Here is a 22396-nt window from a genome sequence, read left to right as displayed (position 1 = left end):
TTAACAAAAAACCTACGTATTTTCTCCCAATTAAATCGGGATTTTTATAGTTCAATACAGTTCAGATAAGACCAAAACACTTGTAGAGACGGCGATTTATCGCGTCTCAAAAACCCACTATTTTGTATAAGTAGCGCTTAACCCAAGCGTATTAGTTTATAGTCGTTTGTAGAGACGTTGCAATGCAACGTCTCTTCTTAGATTATTGGTCGTGTCAATTACAGAAAATTTAATCTCAATAACTCTGTAGAGATTAAGAATAAAATAGCTATAATTGACTAATTTTTAGATTTGATTTGCTGCAATAAATCATAAAAAGGTTGCCAATTATCTTCCTGAGCAATTGCTTCCCAAGTAGACTCAATCATCGGTCTTAATAATGCCGTTTTCGGATTATGAACAGTTAGAGTTTGGGCAATTATATCGGTGCAATCGCTATCAAAATCATTCAAAATTTTATGGTATAGTATGCACCAATCATCAAAAATTCCTGACGCACCCGGTACTGGTACAATATCTGAACTATTCATCACGAAACCTGGTTCATCTCGCCATTTCGATGAAAAAGTACGAGCCATCTCATAAAAAAATTGGTGATAACCAACTTGGCTCTCTTTCAAAAATTCAATCGTTAGATTCAATAGTTCTTGAGCTTGTGCATCTGGCAATTCCACAAAACCCAACTTTTTCAAAATCAAAGAACTGTATTCAGCTTGATAATACTCATCAAATCTAGCTAATCCAGCGTCCATTTCGCCTTGATCGATAATCGCCTTTAAAGGTTCCTGGAGCATTTGTAAATTCAACTTACAAATGCTTGGTTGATTACCGTAACAGTAGCGTCCATAATAGTCAAAATATGCAGCTATAAAGGATGGGTTGTAAGTCGGGATAAACGCGTAAGGGCCATAATCAAAACTCTCTCCAGTAATCGACATATTGTCAGTATTGAGAACTGCATGACAAAATCCAGCTGCCATCCATTGGGCTACTAGTTCTGCAACCCGTTTAACTAATTCGGCGTAAAACAAGGCATATTTATCTTCTTCACCAGTTAAGTGTTGATAATACTGCTCAATTACGTGGTCTAACAGCTTCTTAGTTAAATCTGGACGCTGGAAATAGTGCAGTCGCTCAAAAGTGCCAAACCGAATATGAGAACTGCTCATCCTCACCATCACAGATGAACGAGTCGGCGAAGGTTCATCGCCCCGCCAGAGGGGTAAACCTGTTTCAATCATGGTCAGACAGCGCGAGGTACGTACACCTAAGTGGTGCAGTGCTTCCGCAGCCAGAACTTCCCGTATCCCACCTTTGAGCGTGAGCAAACCATCGCCACCACGAGAGTAGGGCGTTCTTCCGGAACCTTTTGTGCCAAAATCGTATAATTCGCCATCATTGGCGCGTACTTGCCCGTAGAGAAAGCCCCTACCATCGCCCAACTGTCCGTTATATTCACCAAATTGATAGCCGTGGTAACGCAATGCCAATAAGGGTTTGCGCCCCTGAAATCGGCCAAAGGCTGTGATGAAATCTTCGTCTTTGACTACTTGGGGGTCTAGACCGAAACGGGGTAATAGTTCATCGTTACGCCAACGCAGGAGGTGTTGGGGAAATTCTGCTGCTGCAACCTCATCATAGTAGTCATCGCCTAGAGATTCTAAGGCGCTTTCGTAGTTGAGGGTGAGAAAAGGATTGCTAGAATTCTTGTAGTTTGGAGTTTCAGCCAGAGTCATTACGAGCAAAGCTTAATTCATTCTTCCCTTAATACTACCTCTGGCTTCAGCATCAGCATAGATGCAAAAACCAACCCATATCTAAAATATGGTAGCGCCACCATCAAAATCTAGAGCACATAATGATATTGTTATCTAGGATTATAGCCTGTTTATAAAGTAAATATTAATTAGGGTATGTTAAGGCTGTGTAAGAATTTGAGGGTTTGAGAAAATCTAATTTAGCTGTAACGCACCATATTTCCAAGTGCGTTGTGCGCTGCTTTAACGAACCTGGAAATTTAAGGTTTACTTTATGAATTGATAACCCTAACAATTAAATTACGAATTATTTTAAAATTTAGGTGCTTGCCAATTAGGATTGATGAGACTTGTCAGAATATGATCTTCCCATTGCCCATTAATTAATAGATAGTCTCTAGCATATCCTTCAATGACAAAACCGAGTCTTTTGAGTACACTACCACTACGCCGATTGTGAGGCATATAATTAGCCATAATGCGGTGAAAATTTAACTCTTGGAATACATGTTGAGTCGCGGCTTTTAGCCCTTCTGTCATATATCCTTTACCTTGTTTCCTTTCAGCAAGGCTATATCCCACATAGCAAAAATGAGCGGCTCCTCGGACAAAATTACTAAAATTGATCGTTCCAATAATTACTGTGGGATTTTTTTTGGTAAAAACAAATAGTTTTAACGATTGCCCATTGATAAATTCCAGAAAACTATTCTCTATCTGATACTGCCAATATTCCTCAGTGAAAAAACCATCCGCCCACAGAGGGTAGAATGGAGTGAGATAACTTTTATTCTCAATAAAGTATTTGAGAATTTGGGGTACATCTTCATGGATCGCTGCTCGTAATAATAGGCGATCGCTTGTAATTATTGGCAGTTCTGATATCATAAATTACTTAATCAGCGGGATCTCTTCCAAGAGCATTCTCTAAATTTTATAAATTCTCTCATAACCTGTGGTTGAGTAGCAGCAGTTAGATTAGCTGTCTTATTATCAGCACTTACGCAAGGGTCGCACTTATGCAAGGGTGATAGTTTTTCCATTTTTACCCAATGCCCTTTACAACAGAATAGAGTGAGTATTTTTGCTCTTAATCTGCCATTCAACCAAAATCTTGATAAGCTGATGTCTAATATCTAGAGCGGAAGGATTGAGAGCCAATGGGTGACAAAGCACAGTCCGGGGCATAACTTCGATAAAATCGCTTTGCCCAAACGCTGTACCGCAGGAAATTCAAGCAAAAGACAGCTCAAGATTCAACCCAGTTTACAAGAAGGATAGTGATGTGGTGGGAATACGCTACGATTGGCAGGAATTAGAGATTCGGGCGATATACAACACGCCATTGCTAGAGCTTGTTTATCAAGCTGCTAGCGTGCATCGCCAATATCATGACCCAACAAAAATACAAGTTTGTAAGCTCATATCGATAAAAACGGGAGGTTGTCCAGAAGATTGTAGCTACTGTGCCCAATCTTCCCGCTATAAAACAGAGGTAAAGGCGCAAGCACTCCTCGAAAAGGAAACGGTGGTTAACATCGCCCAGAAAGCTAAAGAAACTGGTGTTAGTCGCATCTGCATGGGTGCTGCTTGGCGAGAAGTGCGGGATAACTCACAATTTGAGGAAGTCCTGGATATGGTCAAGGATGTAACCGCAATGGGTTTAGAAGTGTGCTGCACTCTGGGTATGTTAACGGCAAATCAAGCCAGAAAATTGGAAGAAGCGGGACTTTACGCTTATAACCATAACTTAGATACCTCGCAGGAATATTACAGCACAATTATTACCACAAGGACATATAGCGATCGCTTGAACACGATTGAAAATGTCCGTCAGACAAATGTCACTGTCTGTTCCGGCGGTATCCTGGGTTTGGGCGAAACTGTAGATGACCGTGTTGGAATGTTACAAACTCTGGCAAACTTACATCCACATCCAGAGTCCGTGCCAATTAATATTCTTTCACAAGTACCAGGCACACCCTTAGAAAATCAGCCTGATGTCCCCATTTGGGATATTGTGCGGATGATTGCCACAGCCAGAATTTTAATGCCAGCTTCCGATGTGCGTCTTAGTGCCGGTAGAGCGAGACTTTCTCAAGTTGAGCAAGCTTTCTGCTTTATGGCAGGAGCTAATTCTATCTTTTCCAGCGACGACAATAAGATGTTGACGGTAACAACTCCCTGTCCAGATTACGATACTGACCGAGAAATGCTGAATTTACTTGGTTTGGGAATGCGTCCACCTTCCCAAAGACAGGAGAAAGTAGCAAGTTCGGCCGTTGTAGGGTAAATATCTGATTGTGGGATTGGCCTTTCGGCATTGGTGTCAACTTAACGCGAAACTGCACGTCCGCCAGGGATTGTAAATCCCTGTCTCATAGCTAAAGTCCTCTGAAGAGGACTTCATAGCGCAAAAATTTTCAGTCTACTTCAGTAGACTTGAGCAATTAGTCAGGGATTTACAATCCCTGGCGGGTGAACAACACCCAATCAGTACGCTATTTTTGGCTTAAGTTGACACCAGTGGCTTTCGGCTATCCCACAATAAATAATTAGATATTTTTTACTTGAATTCCCTAAGCAGGTGTCAATAAAATCAACTGCTGTTGCAAAAGGCTTCTTACCTCATCTAATCCCAGTTCTACATTTGTCAATATCTCTGCAACTGTGGCATTAGCATCACATCTTTGCATAAACTCAAACTCTGCTACAGATAAATTTACAATTTGGTAATCGTAATTAAAGAAACATTGACTGGGAAATCCCTCAATACAAGGATTCAGTTCGGGAATCGCTGCCAGTAGGGCGTTATCCGCTGACCAGTCAGCTTTGATTAAGGGAGGACGACCGAGGAAAAACTCGTAATGAGTTACTTCTGGGTCTAATAATTCTATCAGGCGGTAAAGCTGGCGATCGCTCAATTCTTTTGCCCGTTCTACTAACTCTGGTGCTTTACCCAAAAGTCTCTCTAAATCCCAGAAACTCGGATTCGAGAAACCAATAAATTCCAATCCTGAAGCATCAATTAATTCAAATAGCGTCTCAATGTTGTAGTCAATTTCTTGAGGATGAACGTACATATCAGCAAAGTATTCATCCTTATTGTTTTCTAGTGACCAACGTTGTTTATCGTATTTGACAATTCGGTTATTTTCTGGTAAAGAAGCGAATATTTGTCGCCCGACTTGGACACCATCGCGGTAGTCGCCTTTTTTGTCACCTTGAATAAGTGCGATCGCTTTTTGCATGAGTTGAATTTCCCAGCGTCCCAACTCCCCGTACACAAAAATGTGCATTAAGCCGCCTGGGGCTAACTTCTTCGCCAAAGCTTGAATCCCGCGAATGGGATCGGGAGTATGATGCAAAACGCCAACACAGTTAATTAAATCAAACTCACCAGGCAGTTGTTCCACATCAAACAAACTGAGGTGATGAAATTCAACGCGGTTAGCGCCTGAACGCTGACAACGTTCTTTGGCTACAGCTAAAGCGCCTGTACTGAGGTCAATTCCTACAACAGAAGCTTGAGGATTGAGGTGAACCAGGTACTCTGTACCCACACCAGTACCGCAACCTGCATCTAAAATCCGAATATCTTGCCTTTGGGGTTTTTGACCGGTGCAGAAGTTATGAGCAGCTAGCCAATTCCAGCGCCAGTTGTAACCTGGAGGTGGTTCATCCAACAGGGCTTCCGGCGGAAAGGGATAGGTATTGTAGAGTTTGGCAACAGCAGCACTAACAGTTTGGGAATCGGACATGATGAGGAATAACGCAGCATTTCTGAGTTTAGCGGATAGTGGCTGATTAGAGCAAAGATTACTATTGCTTATTTCCGGCTAATTATCCAACAGCAAAGTCAGTAAATTCGCGTTTATAAGGAGCGTGAAATCCTAATATAATATCTTCTTTAGGTACACCAGCAGCAATTAATTCATTAGCGATGCCGATTTCTGTACATCTCTTTGTATCCAATTTTTTTGGTCTTTGATATCAACATGAATTATCACTCCATAAATTCTCCGTTGTTCTTTCCAGCCAATATTTAAGACTTGATAATGATGGTGTTCTGCGTCAAATAACAATTGAACCTCCGTACCATTAGCCACGTCATTAGCGGAATGGTTGCTTAAAATATCTTGAATAATTTGAGAGTAATTTATTCCTTCCATAAAACAATGTCCTGACTTAAGGAATTAAATATTAAGCTGTTACGCAGCTAAATTTAATAAACAGCATTACCTTTATTTTTAATTTTGCGTTCCCATTTAATAATAAGACCTCCTTCATTTAACAATTTATTTAACAACTCTTCTAGCTGTGATACTGACTCGAACAATCTATGAGCTATATATTCTTTTGCTGAATGCCAAACCAATTCAATCAAATTATAATCTGGACTATAAGGTGGTAGAAATTCCAGGATAATATTTGGCATTTCTGCCTTGATACGAACTAAAATATCTTTTCTTTTATGGAAGCTGGCATTATCTAAGATAATCACTATTTTCGCAGAACATTTATTGAAAGTCTCAATTCTATTTCCTTGCTCTATCCATTCTTGCAATAGAAAATTATTCAAAGATTGAAGCTGCTCATAAAATACATCGGCATTTCCTTTTTTAATCACAAAATTCATTCTCTTCTTGTCGTGATAACGTAACCCTCCCATAATATTTACTCTTCCTCTTCTTCTTTGACCTGTGATTTGTTTCCTTGTACCTTTCTTACCCCAGTTTTTTCTTCTTATCACTCTTAAACTAAATCCACTCTCATCCCAAAACCATACCTGTAAACGCTCTGGGGCTTCCTTTGTTATTCTTAAGTATTCTGACAATTTTTCTTTAAATGCCTTACGCATTTCAGGATTCTGTTTGTCCTCTAGGCTGTATTTTGCCCAAAGGTAAACGTACTTTTTTTCGCTCTAATATTCTCCCAACTTGTGAACCACTTAACTTAATTCCTGTTATCTTTTCGAGGTATGTAGCTAGTCTTGCTGCTGTCCAACGACCAAATTCATACCCATACTCTAGTGGCTCTTTTTCAATTATTTCTAATAATAAATCCTCATATTCTTTGGTAACTTTGCGGAAGTTCCCTTCTCTTCTTCCATCTAAAAAACTTTCTAGGTTATCTGGATCGCCGTGAACTGCCCAATATGCTACTGTTGGATATGCAATATCTAAAAACTTACTAATCTCTTGATAAGTTTTTCCATCATTCATTAATAATAAAATCAGAATCTTTTCTCTTACGTAGGGATTTTCATGCTCTTTTAGCGTTTTTAGTAGCCTTTCCTTCTGCTCTTGGGAAAGATGATTTTTTGCTGGCATAGATGGCTGATACTAAATTAATTACTTAATCTAATATTATACAATCTAGCTGCGTAACAGCTTAAAAGTTTAAATTGCAGCAATTCTGAGTTTAGCGAATGCGGAACACTTCAGGTAGAAAAATATCCCTCTTCTGTCACTATCCGAAAACATTTGCAATTGATGAATTCTAGAACTTTTGTATAGCAAGCGATCGCTCCAATGATTTACAACCAATCAGAGTTTAATTTACGCTGTGAATGGGGCACACAAGGAGTTGCTCAACTCGCTCCCATCAGTGATGTAGTTGTGATAGTTGACGTTCTCTCTTTTTCTACCTGCGTAGAAATTGCCACTAACAACGGCGCGATAATTTTTCCCTACGCAATCAGAGATGAATCAGCCATAGATTATACCAAGTCAGTACAAGCAGAGTTAGCAAGTCATAGACAACGTTGGACTACAACTGGATATTCTCTCTCGCCAAAATCGGTAGCTCAGATTCCTGCTGGAACTAGACTAGTTTTACCGTCACCTAATGGTTCTTTTCTGACTTTACACACAGGGAATACACCAACTTTGGCTGGTTGCTTGCGAAATTGCCAAGCTGTAGCCCAGTTTGCTCAAAAGTATGGTGATAAAATCGCTGTGATTCCTGCTGGTGAAAGGTGGAAAGAAGATGGTAGCCTACGTCCTGCATTTGAAGATTTAATTGGTGCTGGGGCAATTCTCAGTTATTTACATGGCAGTCTATCACCTGAAGCTGAAGTTGCTGTGACAACATTTCAGGCTTTCCAGCACGATTTAATAGGGTACTTGAAAAAATGCAGTTCGGGTAAAGAGTTGATTGAAAAAGGTTTTGAGTCCGATGTTGAACTGTCCGCAGCTTACAACGTAAGTGATTGCGTGCCTTTCCTTACTGGTAATGCTTATGTAAATTACACGCCACAGGCTTAATCAAACTCAAAAATTACGAATTACGAATTAATTAAACGTCGCACTGATTGGTTTGGCAATACTTGGCATTATCTATAAACTCTTGCAACTTATTCAAGGGAATTATCTGTAATGATGACCCACCTTGTACCTCAGCAGCAATGTAAGCAAACTTTTGCCCGCGATAATACTGGTCACGTCCAACTTTGCTGACATACCGAGACTTCTGGAAGTCATTGGCAATATTAGAATTATAAATATTTTGTAACAGTTTCACCGCATTGGCATTTTTTGTGGTGAATTTGAGGCGTTTATCACCACTAACAGTTATACCTTCTTTATTCACTGTCCCATTTTGAGAAGTGACATCAGCATAAAAGTATAAATTTCCCTTTGTACCATCGTAGCCGTGGGCTTCGCTGTTATATCTCAGAGTTGGTAGTAAAGGTCTGGTCTTTGCCCACTTGACAACAGTGCTGATATTTTGCGCTGGAAGCGCATTTACGGGAGTGACAGCCAAAATAACTGCGATCGCAGTTAGGCTAACATTGAATAGATAGTTAAATTTAAAACTTTTGTACATAGTATTTCCCCTGAATTTAAAGATTGAGCATTGGGAGATGTAGCCACCATAAATTAAGAATTACTTCCAGTGCGGTGTCAGTTGTGAATATGAGCCTTTAGGTAGCAAAAACAACTTAACATCGCCTAATAACTACTGTCCAGTGACTAAGTACAATATTTCATTAATTCGTAGTGAATCCTCTGTGTTCTTACCCTGTGGGAAAGCGAAGCGCATCTGCGTTTAAACAAAAAAGAAATCGAGTAAACAGTTCCTAACCTACTACTTAGTTACAAAACTTAGACTTAATCTCAGGCAAATTGGGGTATGCACTTTTAAGACTAGAGGCATTTAAGATACAGGTTCTACATACTTCTTAATAAACCCGCCTTGAGAACGCAAAACGTTCTAATCTAAAAGCTAATTGGGTTAATTTACTGGCAGTTTTGTAGGCAACACTCTCAGCTCATAAAGCATAGACACACCGATGTGTCAAGCCTCAAAACAATCCAGACTTAACATATAAACGCTTATGATGGGAGTTTTACAAATCCGATGAGTGTTAAGGCGAGTGGTGGAAGCTCGGTTGCGCGTCCGCAACTATATCAAACCCTAGCAGTAGCTACAATTACCCAAGCGGAGCAGCAAGACCGTTTCTTGGGAAATGGTGAATTAAATGAACTGGCAAGCTATTTTGCATCTGGTGCAAAGCGTCTAGAAATTTCCCAGACGCTGACGGAAAATGCTGAGATTATCGTATCTCGTGCTGCCAACCGGATTTTTGTCGGTGGTTCGCCAATGGCTTTTTTAGAAAAGCCCAGAGAAGCAGAACTAGTAACTGCTGGTGGTGGTAAAGATGTTAGAGAAGACCTCAGACTAGGAACCGTAACCTACGTTGAAAGTCGTGGTGGGTTCTTAGAAAATTTACGCTCAATCTTTAACTCATCCCCTAGCGGCCCGACACCAGCAGGTTTCAGACCAATTAATATTGCTCGTTATGGCCCAAGCAACATGGCCAAGAGCTTGCGGGATTTATCCTGGTTTTTGCGCTACGCTACTTATGCGATCGTTGCTGGCGACCCCAACATCATAGCGGTGAATACACGGGGTTTACGGGAAATAATTGAAAATGCCTGCTCTGGTGAAGCAACGCTAGTAGCTTTGCAGGAAATCAAAGCCGGATCACTTTCGTTTTTCCGCAACGATGCTGAGGCTACAGCAATTGTGTCTCAGTACATGGATGTTTTGTTAACAGAATTCAAAGCAGCCACACCTTCAAATAAAGTCCGTCAACGCCCCTCAAGCGACCAGCAAGGGTTGCAACTGCCGCAAATTTACTTTAATGCAGCAGAACGGCGTCCCAAGTTTGTAATGAAAACTGGGTTATCAAGTAGCGAAAAAAATGAGGTAATCAAGGCCGCATATCGGCAAATCTTTGAGCGCGACATTACCCGTGCTTATAGTTTGTCCATATCCGACCTAGAATCCAAGGTGAAGAATGGCGACATCTCCGTGAAAGAGTTTGTCCGTCGTTTAGCTAAATCTCCCCTTTACCAAAAACAGTTTTACCAGCCTTTTATTAACAGCCGAGTCATCGAACTAGCTTTCCGTCACATTTTAGGACGGGGGCCAAGTAGCCGTGAAGAAGTACAAAAATACTTCTCGATTATTTCTAACGGTGGTCTGGCAGCCATAGTAGATGCTTTAGTAGATTCTGCTGAATACAGCGACTATTTTGGTGAAGAAACAGTACCCTACCTCCGGGGTCTGGGTCAAGAAGCACAAGAATGTCGCAACTGGGGGCCGCAGCAAGACCTGTTTAACTACAGTGCGCCTTTCCGCAAGATACCTCAGTTCATCACCACATTTGCGGCTTACGAGCAACCGCTACCAGATCAACATCCCTACGGTTCTGGTAACGACCCCTTGGAAATTCAGTTTGGGGCGATTTTCCCGAAAGAAACTCGTAACCCCAGTACCAGTCCGGCTCCTTTTAGTAAGGATACTAAACGCATCCTGATTCACCAAGGAGCAGGGATTAATAACCAAAATAGTAATCCCAGAGCGCGGGGTGAAGCTCCTGGTACTCTTGGGCCTAAGGTGTTCAAGTTAGATCAACTGCCTGGTACTAGAGGTAAAAAGGCTGCCAAAAATTCTAGCGTCAGATTCTCCGAAAGCTCCACGCAAGCAGTGATTAAAGCTGCTTACCTGCAAGTTTTCGGTCGTGATCTCTACGAAGGTCAACGCCCGAAGGTATTGGAAATCAAGCTGGAAAACGGCGACATCTCTGTGCGGGAGTTTATCCGTGGTTTGGCTAAGTCGGATGTATTCCGCAATCTGTACTGGTCATCGCTCTATGTTTGTAAAGCGATCGAGTATATTCACCGCCGTTTGTTGGGTCGTCCGACCTATGGTCGTCAAGAAATCAACAAGTACTTTGACATCGCTTCTAAACAGGGCTTTTACGCGGTGGTTGACGCCATCATTAACAGCGTAGAATACAGCGAAGCATTTGGTGAAGATACAATTCCTTACGAACGGTATCTGACTCCTGGTGGTGTATCAGGGCGACAATTACGCGTTGGTAGCATTCGCGATGATATTGCCGCGAAAGTCCAGAAGGAAGTAACACCAAGCTTTGTGACATTGGGTACAGTCACAGAACAACGGTCAGAACCAGATATTCAGTTCCGCATTAACCAAGGTGTCAGCAAGCAACGCGAACAAACCAAAATCTTCAAGCTGGTGGCCAATACCAGTGACAAAGTTGCAGTCAAAACTTTGATTAGTGCTGCATATCGTCAGATTTTTGAGCGGGATATTGCACCCTACATCGCCAAAAACGAATTTACCAAATGGGAAAGCAAGCTGGGTAATGGCGAAATCAGCGTGAAGGAATTTATTGAAGGTTTGGGTTACTCTAACCTCTACCTGAAAGAGTTCTACACACCCTACCCCAACACCAAAGTGATTGAGTTAGGAACCAAACACTTCTTGGGACGTGCGCCACTAGACCAGGCAGAAATCCGCAAATATAACCAAATTTTGGCTACTCAAGGTATTCGTGCCTTTATTGGTGCCTTGGTAGATAGTGTGGAATATAACCAGGTGTTTGGTGAAGATACTGTGCCTTACCGTCGCTTCCCGACCCTCCCGGCGGCAAACTTCCCGAATACGGAGAAGCTTTACAACCAACTTACCAAGCAAAACGATGACGTGGTTGTACCTAGCTTTAAGCCAGTGCAAGCCCGCGTCGGAGTTAGTAACGATACACCGCTTTTGAAACAGGCGATCGCAGATATAGCAGCGCAAACAAATGGTAAGCCCTCGTTTGCTGAACTAGGTCGTTCTTACAACGATGGTAGTGGACAATCCGTGGAACAGGGAGTGCGTAAACATGCACGCATTTACCGTCTAACGGAAAACACTAACCAAGTTGAAAAACAACAGGCAATCAACGCCATTTACTGTCAGGTGTTGGATATATTTAGCGGTGAAGTGCTTGATAATTTCCGCTGTACTGACCTAGACAGAAAACTCCAGAATGGTGAAATTTCCGTCCGCGAGTTTGTGCGTGAACTAGCCAGTTCCCAAATCTATCGCCAGCGGTTCTTGTCACCTTATCCTCATGCCAAGGTGGTTGAGTTCCTCTTCCGTCATCTGTTGGGGCGTACACCCGCAACTCAGGAAGAAATTCGCCAGTACAACAACCTACTAGCCGATAGCGGTTTGTCAGCTGTTGTAGAAGCAATAGTCGAAAGTCCAGAATATAGCCGCTACTTCGGTGAAGATGTTGTGCCTTACAACCGCTTCCCCTCTCTGCCAGCAGGTAACTACCTTGGTAGTGTAGCGGTTGATTAGGAAGTAGGGAATAGGGAATAGGGTACAGATTATTTCCTGTCCCCTGTAACCTGTCCCCTGTAACCTTTCCCCTGTAACCTTCGTAACCTTCCGTAATAATGCTCTCAGATTGCAGCTAAAACGGTAAATTCTGAAAAGCAATATTACAAAGTATTAAGAGCAGTCATAAATGCTCAACAGAATGCCGGAAAATGTTTTGCGGAAGGTAACTGAGTTTAAAAGCTTGTGTACTTATGTTGACTCAAGCAAATTCGTAATTTATTAGCCGTAGCAGTTGTAAAACTGTTGTGTCTAAAAGAACGAAAAAATAAACTCAGTAAACCAACTCAAAGTCGCACCAGTTTAATCAAATCCTGGTTTCATTCGTATTGGAGGAATCCATTAATGAGTATCGTCACGAAAGCTATCGTGAATGCTGATGCAGAAGCTCGCTACCTCAGCCCTGGTGAGTTAGATCGGATCAAGTCTTTTGTTGCAAGTGGTGAGCGCCGTGTGCGGATTGCTCAAGTTTTGACAGAAAATCGCGAACGTCTTGTTAAGCAAGCTGGCGATCAACTGTTCCAAAAGCGTCCTGATGTTGTATCTCCTGGTGGTAACGCTTACGGTCAAGAATTGACTGCTACTTGTTTGCGTGACCTAGATTATTACCTCCGCCTCATTACCTACGGTATTGTTGCTGGTGATGTTACCCCCATCGAAGAAATTGGTGTTATCGGTGCCCGTGAACTGTACAAGTCCTTGGGAACTCCTATCGATGGTGTTGCTGAAGGTATCCGTGGGCTGAAGAGTGGAGCTTCTACATTGCTCTCTGGTGATGACGCTAGTGAAGCTGGTGGCTACTTCGACTACCTAGTTGGCGCCCTTCTCGGATAGGGTAAAACTGTTTACCTACTTAAACAGAAGTATTGCAATACGGTTGGAAATAAGGAATTAACAACATGGCTCAAGACGCAATTACCGCTGTCATTAACTCCGCAGACGTTCAAGGTAAATACCTAGACTCTTCTGCTTTAGAGAAGCTAAAAGGCTACTTCGCCACTGGCGAACTGCGGGTACGTGCTGCTAGCACCATCAGCGCTAACGCTGCTGCGATCGTCAAAGAAGCTGTAGCAAAATCTTTGCTATACTCTGACATCACCCGTCCAGGCGGCAATATGTACACCACCCGCCGCTATGCTGCTTGCATCCGTGATTTGGACTATTACCTCCGCTATGCCACCTACGCTATGTTGGCTGGCGATCCTTCCATCCTAGATGAGCGTGTGCTCAATGGCTTGAAGGAAACCTACAACTCCTTGGGCGTTCCCGTCGGTGCTACCGTGCAAGCTATCCAAGCAATCAAGGAAGTAACCGCCAGTTTGGTAGGTTCTGACGCTGGTAAGGAAATGGGCGTTTACTTAGACTATATCTCCTCTGGCTTAAGCTAAGAGCTAGTTTGCGCTTAAGAATTTAGGTGCGGCTTTATTAAGGTCTGGAAATCAACCGTGAGTGCTAGAACGTTATATTGCTTATCTTGGTAAATTATCAGTGATGAGTGTTGGTGGTCTAGTATTGATGTTTGATTTCCAGCCTTTGAATGATTAAAAGATTTGCACTCAAGATTTTGAGATAAAAAAAGTTTTCACAAGGTATACAGGAGATTTTCAAAATATGTCCCGTTTGTTTAAAATTACTGCTCTAGTTCCCAGCCAAACCCGAATTCGTACCCAACGCGAACTGCAAAATACTTACTTCACTAAGCTAGTTCCTTATGAAAACTGGTTCCGCGAACAGCAACGCATTCAAAAAGCAGGTGGCACAATCATCAAAGTGGAACTGGCAACTGGTAAGCAAGGCGCTAATACTGGCTTGTCGTAATTCTGTAAATAGAACATTATTTTAGGGAATTGGTAAGAGGTCGAGAAAGACCTCTTTTTTATGGCTCGGATTTTTGCAAATCAAAAGTTAAACATATTTAAAAGGCGATACCCACGAGTATAAAGTGGAACTGGAGCGTCCGCATTCTGTCTGTTCTTAGCCTGTTCAACAGTTTCATCAAACACAATTAGTGTTTCTTTACCAACCTTTAGCCAGTCTTGATATGGCACGCTCATATCTTCTTCAATACCACCAATATTAGGTGTGACCATTGCCCGGTAAGCTTCATTGAATTTCCTGCGGAACCGGAAATCTACTGAAATTCTTAGACCTTCAGTTTTCCTTCTTACTGTTTGGTGCAATCCACGAGCATCATTAAAGTACATTGTGCCATGTTGTAGTTGTGCTTCTGTGTAGGAGACAACCATCGGAATATCCCGACCTTCATCGAAGTCTGACATCACCTGCATAGACTGTAGTTCCATTTCGCGGGGCATTTCACCTGCTTCGATGGTGATATTATCGATGTCGCCAAATAATGGCAAAACCACTACAGTTGCATCAGCTGCAACACCTGCCCAGACATCGCTATGGCACTTCGAGCTAGCAAAAGGCAAACCCAACTTCTTGGCGTCAGTCTTGCCATACACCATGCGGAGATTGACTGGTAAATCCACTGCATCAATCAGGTCATTCGCCCCTAGTTGGTAAAAAGCGTCTGCGACGCTCTTTTGAAAGAGGTTAAATGCCAGAGTATGTTCTCGCTTGGGCATCAAAAGACCAGTGCCGGTATAGTTCGGCAAAGTACTTCTTGCTTCCAGCAGTCGTTCAAGCATTTCAGCTTCCGAAAGAATGATGGGACTATTCAGACACGCTGAAATATAACCAGCAGCAGCAATGCGGATGTGCTGGAATAACTCAGGCTTTAATGTGTGTTCAAACAGTAGTCGGTACTGTCGCTTTGTAGCAATTTTATCAGCAAGCTCATCAAAGAGGCGATCGCCAAGCTCAGAAAATGCGATGGCACGCTCATCTTGTAAGCGATCGCACAGTGGTGGTTCTGCTAACAGTTCTTCTAACATCATTTATTCCAATGTTTATCTAAATTGGTTAAATAACTCATGTATCCAAAGCAAATTCGTTTTCAAAACGAATTTGGCTATTACAAAATTAACAAGATTATTCTATTTATACTTCGTAAAATATACTGTTTTATTTGTCTTACTTATCTTGATTAAAAGAGTTAGTTTTAACTTTATTAGTAAAGTATAGATAAAGTTGGGGGTTAAAAATACAACTATCTATAGATGAAGTTGCTGTCAACTAAGTAACAATGCAAGTTCATGAAGTTAAATATAAGTTAGCTGTTTATATTTAAAGAAACTAACAAGATGAGAATATTCTTGGTAGCCATTTATTTGAAAATGATAGTTTTTAAACGCAAAATTAACAAGCAAAATAAAATCGGTAAAATCAACATTATCAATACAATATATTAATTGTTAAAACATATACATCCATTATTTCAGTCTTGTCAGATTAAATTGATTAAGACAAGTATAAAACAAGTATAAACAAACACTTAAAAATGTCAAATGTGAATCACAAAAACTCAACTAAAAACTTATACAATCGCACAGCATCAGAGTGGATTAGAGGAGAACCTACTTCCTTATCAGACTTTACAGCACGCCCTTTTGTACTAGAGCTTTGTGAGCCTGTTTTTGGGTTGCGAGTACTTGATATAGGTTGTGGAGAAGGTTATTGCAGTCGAGAGTTACGCCGACGCGGTGCTGAACGAGTGCATGGAATAGACCTTTCCCAGGGCATGATTGCAGCAGCAAACTTACAAGAAATAGAAGATGCCTTGGGTATTAGCTATGAAGTAGGATGTGCTACCAATCTCAAGCAGTTTGATGATGGCGAAATTGATCTAGTTGTTGCAGTATTTCTATTTAACTATCTCACAATTGCTCAGACCCAAGAATGTATGGCAGAAGTTGCACGTGTTCTTCGTCCGGGTGGTCGATTTGTATTCAGCGTTCCCCATCCATCTTTTCCATATATGCGGGAGGCAGCATATCCATTTTATTTTCAAGTTGAGGGTGCAGGCTACTTCAGCAAGCGAGATCAGCAGTTTCCTGGTCGTATTTGGAAACGAGATGGCTCTTGGCTAAATGTCCAATTGATTCACAAAACTCTTGAGGATTACTTTAATGCTCTTAAAATTGCTGGCTTCAATACGATGCCAATTTTACAAGAATTGCGTGTGACTCCAGAACATATCGCAATAGATGAATCATTTTTTAGCCCCTTACTTGATCAACCCCTCCATCTAGCCTTACAAATATCACGATGACACAGACATCTTCTTTAGTGAGAAATTCCTTCCGTGAAATAGCGGCTAATCATCCTCTATGGAATCATGAGTTCTTAACTCGTTGTCGGACTGGAAATTTATTTTTACCAGACATACAGGTACTAGCTGTTCAGATGTACAAATTCTCCAAAGAATTTAATCGTATCTTGGCTAGCATTTTGTCTTGCTGCGAAGATGAAAGTAGTCAGTTAGTCATCTTGGAAAACCTATTTGATGAAATGGGACAGGGAGATATAACTCAGTCTCACCCAGAATTATTTCGTCAATTTACTCGCGCCCTTGGTATCCACGACGAAAGTCTGACAGCACTACCCACTGCACCTGAAACTCGCGCCCTTATTGAAACCTACTTGCAGATGCCACATAAGTACGGCTATTTAGCTGCATTGGGTGCTGTCTGTTATGCTTCCGAAGGGATTGTTAGCTCGCTGTACACGCAACTATACAAAGGAATTGTTGGCGCTGCTCCTTTACCCAAAGAATCCCTGATCTTTTTTGAAGTCCATATTGATGTGGATGATAGTCATGCAGCGAAGTTAGCAGCAGTGATTGAACCTCGAATTACCATGAATGAAGAGGATATCAAGGTAAAGCTAGCTATTGCCGAAGCTATGGATGCCCGTGTCCAATTTTTTAACGGAATTCAGCGTCAAATCTCTAAATATAGCTTGTATCCTGATTCATGGTTGCCTTTGGATGAATCGCTGTAGTTAGTCAACCTTAAATTGATGGGTGAGCAAGTTTGTAGTGAGAACTTTAGTAATTATTTTTAAGCACTAAAGTGCTTACTACAAATCCTCAAAACTCACTGAATAGAATGAGTAAGTGAAAATACGGTTGTTACAACTAGAACTTGTAGCATTAAAATACAAATAGTTTTCCCTATTTTTTCGGTTTTTAAAGCTGTCATAAGACATTTCAAGGTTTAAATACAGAAAATTTTGTTATTTAGATAACCCTTCTAAGGAATTATTTGTCGAGTCTTGGGCAAATTCATAAAGCAAAATTAGGTGCAGCAAGAGGAGGCTTCCATGTACGGATTAGTGAACAAGGCGATTCAAGACATGGTGTGCAATCGCTTTGGCGAAGAGACTTGGAAAGAAATTAAGCACAAAGCAGAGGTGGATGTAGATGTTTTCCTCAGTATGGAAGGCTATCCCGATGACATGACCCACAAACTGGTAAAAGCTGCTAGTGTCGTTCTGAGTTTATCTCCCAAACAAATTATGCAAGCTTTTGGAGAATTTTGGGTTCAGTACACAGCACAAGAAGGCTATGGCGAAATGATGGATATGAGTGGAGATACGCTGCCTGAGTTTTTAGAAAACCTCGACAATCTTCATGCTCGTGTAGGAGTTAGCTTTCCTAAACTCCAGCCCCCATCATTTGAATGTACTGATATGGAAGAAAATTCTCTAAGCTTACATTATCGCTCTGATAGGGAAGGGCTAACGCCCATGATTCTTGGACTAGTCAAGGGACTAGGAACTAGGTTTGATACAGAAGTTCATATTACCCAAACCCAGAGTCGGGATGAAGGTGCTGAACATGATGAATTTTTAGTGATTTATAAACCAAATTGAGTGCAGTAGCATGGCTCCTCCTCACCTTACGCTTTCACCAGAGTTACTGGCGAAAGCTTTTCCTTTCCATTTTGCCTTTAGCCGCAATCGGGAAATTGTACAGGCTGGTGATGTCTTTGGGCGCATTTGTCCGGAACCATTGGTTGGTAAATTGATTGAGCAGCATTTCCAGATTAATCGTCCAAAAATTTTGGTTGATTTTGATGCTATTAGTAAACAGTCTCGTGCCCTGTTCATATTAGAGTTTCTCCATAATGGAATGCAGCTCAAGGGTCAGATGATGTATCAACCAGAACAGGAGGTAATATTTTTTTTAGGTTCTCCTTGGATTACAGATACAACTAGCCTGGCCCCTCTGGGTATCAAACTCAAAGACTTTGCGATTCACGACCCAATAGTTGATTTCCTGTTTCTACTGCAAGCTCAGAATACTGCTTTGGTTGATGCCAAAAAGTTAACAGTTGAACTGAAACAGCAAAGAGCACAACTACGGAGTGCGCTACAAATCAAGGAGAATCTAGCAGAAATTGCTGAGGCTCAGTCTAAAAAATTGGAAAAATCCCTCCGGGAGCTACAACAAACTCAAGCCCAATTAGTCCAAGCTGAGAAAATGTCCAGTCTGGGACAGTTAGTTGCAGGAGTCGCTCACGAAATTAACAACCCTGTTAACTTTATTTATGGTAATTTGAAATATGCAAAAGATTATACACAGTGTTTACTGAAGCTTGTGCATCTTTACCAACAATTTTATGCCAATCCTGTACAAAAAATTCAAGAATACACCAAGGAGATTGAGTTAGATTTTTTACTAGATGATTTTCCCAAAATCCTAAATTCTATGGAAGTAGGATCTGAACGAATTTCTGAAATTGTGTTGTCTCTCCGAAACTTCTCTCGTCTTGATGAAGCTGAGATGAAAAAGGTTGATATTCATCAAGGAATAGATAGTACTTTGCTGATTTTACAGAATCGGTTTAAAAATAGCCTTGATCATCCTGGTATCAAGGTCGTTAAAAGTTATGGAAATTTGCCTTTAGTATATTGTTATGCCGGACAACTAAATCAAGTATTTATGAATATTATCAGTAATGCAATCGATGCGCTTGAGAGCTATAATACTCAACGCGCGATCGCAGAGATTCATGCTAATCCCAATACCATTACAATTACTACAGAAGTCATCGAAACTAACTGTGTGATCCGAATTGCTGATAATGGTTCAGGAATGACAGAAGCAGTTAGAGAACAACTGTTTAATCCATTTTTCACAACTAAGCCTGTAGGTAAGGGTACAGGATTAGGTTTATCAATTAGTTATCAGATTGTAGTTGAAAAACATGGGGGAACATTAAGATGTTTATCAGAACCTGGACAAGGAACTGAGTTCTGGATTGAAATTCCCTTGTCTATGGATAAACATGCAGTTAATTGCATTAAATCGTTGAGCTTTATGAATTGTCAGAATTCAGAAATGGTTGCAGTGGGGGATTGGGACTCAACACTTTCTTATTCTGACTCTCCTAATTTCTGATTTCAGTAGGACTTAGATCAGATTCCTCTCTGAATTATTCTTCAATCTACTAATTTTGTGTATAAAAAACTACTGGAACAGATATTAATACTAACCGTGGGCATAGCCAATCAAGTTGTCAGAAATATTAACTAACGGTGTATTGAAATTGACATCTCTAAGATTTATGGTTGTAAGGCCTACTTATGAGTTATAAGTTATGATTTATGAGTTTTATTTCTAACTCCTAATTTCTAACTTTTTACCTGTACTGATCGTGAATCTACGCCGCCTGATTCCAATTTTTGATAGTTCAGTCTCCAACTGGGCATTAGAAGCGCGGTTGTTGCGCTGGTTAACGTTGATTTGGCTGTTTGTCGGTTTGGTCATGCTATTTTCAGCATCCTATCCCGTTGCTGACGGTCGTCATGATGATGGGTTGTACTACTTTAAGCGTCAAGTGCTTTGGGTATTTGTTTCCTTAATTGGATTCAATATTATTGTTAATTTACCATTGCAGAAAATTTTGGGGCTAGCCCATTGGTTTTTGTTGCTGTTTTTGGCGTTAATTTTCGTCACACTGATCCCAGGATTGGGAAAAAAGGCTTTTGATGCAGCACGTTGGATTGCGATCGGGCCAATTCCAATTCAACCTTCAGAATTAATTAAACCCTTTTTGGTGCTGCAAAGTGCCCGGCTTTTTGGTCAGTGGGAACGAATCAGTTGGCGGGTTCGCTTAACTTGGTTGGGTATTTTTGGTCTGGTACTTTTAGGAATTCTTGCCCAGCCTAACTTGAGTACAACAGCACTTTGCGGTATGACTATCTGGCTAATTGCTCTAGCCGCTGGCTTACCTTACAAGTATCTGGGAGGGACAGCAGTTGGTGGAGTGATGTTGGCATTACTCAGTATTAGTATTAAAGAGTATCAGCGTAAACGGGTAATGTCATTCCTTAATCCGTGGGCGGACGCTACAGGAGATGGCTACCAGTTGGTGCAAAGTTTGCTAGCCGTGGGTTCTGGTAGAACTTGGGGTTCTGGATTTGGACTTTCTCAACAAAAGCTGTTTTATTTACCAATTCAGGATACCGATTTTATTTTTGCGGTCTTCGCCGAAGAGTTTGGCTTTGTTGGCAGTATGGTGTTGTTAGCACTTTTAGCTACATTTGCCACTCTCGGATTAATTGTGGCGCTGAAGGCTAAAAATACAGTACATCGATTGGTAGCGATCGGTGTGACGGTTTTGATGGTGGGACAATCTTTGCTCCACATCGGTGTTGCTACAGGTTCTCTACCAACTACTGGCTTGCCCTTACCCATGTTTAGTTATGGTGGTAATTCCATGATTGCTAGCTTAATAGCTGCTGGGTTGCTGATTCGGGTAGCACGCGAGAGTAGTGAAGCTGAGGTAGTACCATTGCGAAAACCCCTCTTTGAAAATGGGCGCAGACGCCGAGCTTTTCATAAAAATAGGAATTGAGCATCAAGAGGCAGAACCGCAGCATTTTACAATTTCTTTATACTATTTCTCGAAAGCACTTAATCGGAAAACTGTTTGGCATCGAGGATATAACGGAAATTTTTAAAGAGGATTGAGCAGGATCAAGTCTTAAGCCAAGCTTATTAATTAATAAGCTTGTGTAAAATTTAGGTACTTGATATTGACAAAAAATACTGTTGAAGTAATAAAATATTCTGTAGAGAAATCGGCATAAATATTTTTCATGTGTAATGAGGCAAAAGCGGTAATAGAAGAAAGTTTTACACTAGTTGATCTTTCTTCTAAAAATCACTTTTACAGGCATAAAAAATGAATACAATCGTGCGTAAAATATATGACACTAATCTAACTGATTCGTGGGCAAGTAAGCTTAGAAAGAAGCGTTTTTCTTTGTTTACCTCTATATTAGATTCAATCCCCTCTCCTATAAAAATACTCGATGTTGGAGGAACAATAAGCTTTTGGAAGAATTTAGGTTTTTTGAATGAAGAAGTTAAAGATGTAGAAATTACTCTACTAAATGTAAAATTTATCGAAACAAGTTTAACACATCCAAAGATTAAGCAAGTTGTTGGCAATGCTACAAACATGGCAAACTTTCAATCTAATGAGTTTGATATAGTTTTTTCAAACTCAGTTATTGAACATGTAGGCGATTATGAACAACAGCGCCAAATGGCCACTGAAGTAATGCGAGTGGGAAAAAAATATTTTGTTCAAACACCTAATCTGTTTTTTCCAATTGAACCCCACTTTGTTTTTCCTTTATTTCAATTTATGCCTATAAATATTCGGGTATGGCTACTAACCAATTTTGCTCTTGGATGGTACGACAAGGTGTCTGATAAACAGCTGGCTAGAAGTATAGCTACTTCAATTAAGCTGCTGAATAAGAGCAAGTTCCTGAATCTGTTTCCCGAAGCACAACTTTACGAAGAAAAGTTTTTCGGTTTAACTAAGTCTTTCACAGTCTATGGAGAATCTCTCTAAGAAGATACAGCAGTTCTTGCTGCTATGAAGTGCTTTATGGTGTTGGGTTGAGGAACGAAACCCAACGCCAGTTTTATTTTTTAAGCTTAACTGAACGTATTGCGCTATAAACGATATGCGTTGTTTGTAGTTTGGTACAGTCGATGG

The 22396-nt window shown here is 40.9% G+C and carries 16 protein-coding genes and 3 pseudogenes; 12 read left to right on the top strand and 7 right to left on the bottom strand.

Going from position 1 to position 22396, the window contains the following annotated elements:
* Positions 1-278: 278 nt before the first annotated feature.
* Complete coding sequence (locus HUN01_RS19045) at positions 279-1736, bottom strand: protein adenylyltransferase SelO (protein ID WP_181927506.1); 1458 nt, start codon at positions 1734-1736, stop codon at positions 279-281.
* A gap of 333 nt (positions 1737-2069) precedes the next feature.
* The gene (locus tag HUN01_RS19040) at positions 2070-2645 is read right to left on the bottom strand and encodes a GNAT family N-acetyltransferase (protein ID WP_181927505.1); all 576 of its coding nucleotides are present in this window, start codon (positions 2643-2645) and stop codon (positions 2070-2072) included.
* 397 nt (positions 2646-3042) lie between these two features.
* Here HUN01_RS19040 and bioB point away from each other — a divergent pair, with 397 nt between their 5' ends.
* Complete coding sequence (bioB, locus tag HUN01_RS19035) at positions 3043-4050, top strand: biotin synthase BioB (RefSeq protein WP_181927504.1); 1008 nt, start codon at positions 3043-3045, stop codon at positions 4048-4050.
* A gap of 286 nt (positions 4051-4336) precedes the next feature.
* Here the strand turns inward: bioB and HUN01_RS19030 are convergent, their stop codons facing one another.
* The 3 genes and pseudogenes from HUN01_RS19030 to HUN01_RS19020 form a co-directional block, all read right to left on the bottom strand.
* Positions 4337-5518 carry a class I SAM-dependent methyltransferase gene (locus tag HUN01_RS19030; RefSeq protein ID WP_181927503.1) on the bottom strand — a complete coding sequence of 394 codons (1182 nt, stop codon included), beginning with the start codon at positions 5516-5518 and terminating at the stop codon, positions 4337-4339.
* An 82-nt stretch (positions 5519-5600) separates the two neighbouring features.
* Positions 5601-5866 (bottom strand): annotated as a pseudogene (locus tag HUN01_RS19025) (element excision factor XisI family protein).
* Between the two features lie 116 nt (positions 5867-5982).
* Positions 5983-7090, bottom strand: a pseudogene (locus tag HUN01_RS19020) (IS630 family transposase).
* 201 nt (positions 7091-7291) lie between these two features.
* Between HUN01_RS19020 and HUN01_RS19015 the strand changes: the two are divergent.
* The gene (locus HUN01_RS19015) at positions 7292-8026 is read left to right on the top strand and encodes a 2-phosphosulfolactate phosphatase (protein WP_181927502.1); all 735 of its coding nucleotides are present in this window, start codon (positions 7292-7294) and stop codon (positions 8024-8026) included.
* A 31-nt stretch (positions 8027-8057) separates the two neighbouring features.
* On the opposite strand, the gene HUN01_RS19010 is transcribed toward HUN01_RS19015, so the two are convergent.
* Positions 8058-8588 (bottom strand): hypothetical protein, encoded by a 531-nt coding sequence (locus HUN01_RS19010; protein ID WP_181927501.1) that lies wholly within the window; start codon positions 8586-8588, stop codon positions 8058-8060.
* 534 nt (positions 8589-9122) lie between these two features.
* Here HUN01_RS19010 and HUN01_RS19005 point away from each other — a divergent pair.
* The 4 genes and pseudogenes from HUN01_RS19005 to HUN01_RS18990 form a co-directional block, all read left to right on the top strand.
* Positions 9123-12416 (top strand): annotated as a pseudogene (locus tag HUN01_RS19005) (phycobilisome rod-core linker polypeptide); the annotation flags it as partial.
* Between the two features lie 396 nt (positions 12417-12812).
* Positions 12813-13301, top strand: coding sequence for an allophycocyanin subunit alpha (gene apcA / locus HUN01_RS19000; protein WP_181927499.1), 489 nt, complete (start codon positions 12813-12815; stop codon positions 13299-13301).
* Positions 13302-13366: 65 nt separating this feature from the next.
* Positions 13367-13855 (top strand): allophycocyanin subunit beta, encoded by a 489-nt coding sequence (apcB, locus tag HUN01_RS18995; protein ID WP_069068902.1) that lies wholly within the window; start codon positions 13367-13369, stop codon positions 13853-13855.
* 223 nt (positions 13856-14078) lie between these two features.
* A complete protein-coding gene (locus tag HUN01_RS18990) occupies positions 14079-14285 on the top strand; it encodes a phycobilisome linker polypeptide (RefSeq protein WP_094349821.1) in 207 nt (68 codons plus the stop codon).
* A gap of 80 nt (positions 14286-14365) precedes the next feature.
* On the opposite strand, the gene HUN01_RS18985 is transcribed toward HUN01_RS18990, so the two are convergent.
* A complete protein-coding gene (locus HUN01_RS18985) occupies positions 14366-15370 on the bottom strand; it encodes a hypothetical protein (RefSeq protein WP_181927498.1) in 1005 nt (334 codons plus the stop codon).
* A 503-nt stretch (positions 15371-15873) separates the two neighbouring features.
* Between HUN01_RS18985 and HUN01_RS18980 the strand changes: the two genes are divergently transcribed.
* The 6 genes from HUN01_RS18980 (at position 15874) to HUN01_RS18955 (ending at position 22249) form a co-directional block, all read left to right on the top strand.
* On the top strand, positions 15874-16644 hold the full coding sequence (locus HUN01_RS18980; RefSeq protein WP_181927497.1) for a class I SAM-dependent methyltransferase: 771 nt from the start codon (positions 15874-15876) through the stop codon (positions 16642-16644).
* Positions 16641-17375, top strand: a complete 735-nt coding sequence (locus tag HUN01_RS18975; protein WP_069068899.1) for an iron-containing redox enzyme family protein — start codon at positions 16641-16643, stop codon at positions 17373-17375. Before HUN01_RS18980 ends, HUN01_RS18975 begins: the two co-directional genes overlap by 4 nt.
* 321 nt (positions 17376-17696) lie before the next feature.
* Positions 17697-18248: a heme NO-binding domain-containing protein gene (locus tag HUN01_RS18970; protein ID WP_181927496.1), complete on the top strand. Its 552-nt coding sequence runs from the start codon at positions 17697-17699 to the stop codon at positions 18246-18248.
* 10 nt (positions 18249-18258) lie between these two features.
* Positions 18259-19779, top strand: coding sequence for a sensor histidine kinase (locus tag HUN01_RS18965; RefSeq protein WP_181927495.1), 1521 nt, complete (start codon positions 18259-18261; stop codon positions 19777-19779).
* A 256-nt stretch (positions 19780-20035) separates the two neighbouring features.
* Entirely contained in the window at positions 20036-21238 is a 1203-nt protein-coding gene (locus HUN01_RS18960; protein WP_181927494.1) for an FtsW/RodA/SpoVE family cell cycle protein, read from the top strand.
* Positions 21239-21568: 330 nt separating this feature from the next.
* Positions 21569-22249, top strand: a complete 681-nt coding sequence (locus HUN01_RS18955; RefSeq protein WP_181927493.1) for a class I SAM-dependent methyltransferase — start codon at positions 21569-21571, stop codon at positions 22247-22249.
* The last annotated feature ends 147 nt before the right edge of the window (positions 22250-22396 follow it).

The sequence above is a fragment of the Nostoc edaphicum CCNP1411 genome, assembly GCF_014023275.1.
Classification (GTDB): Bacteria; Cyanobacteriota; Cyanobacteriia; order Cyanobacteriales; family Nostocaceae; genus Nostoc; species Nostoc edaphicum_A.
Note: the sequence above shows the minus strand (reverse complement) of the source record. Positions and strands in the feature narration are given on the sequence as shown.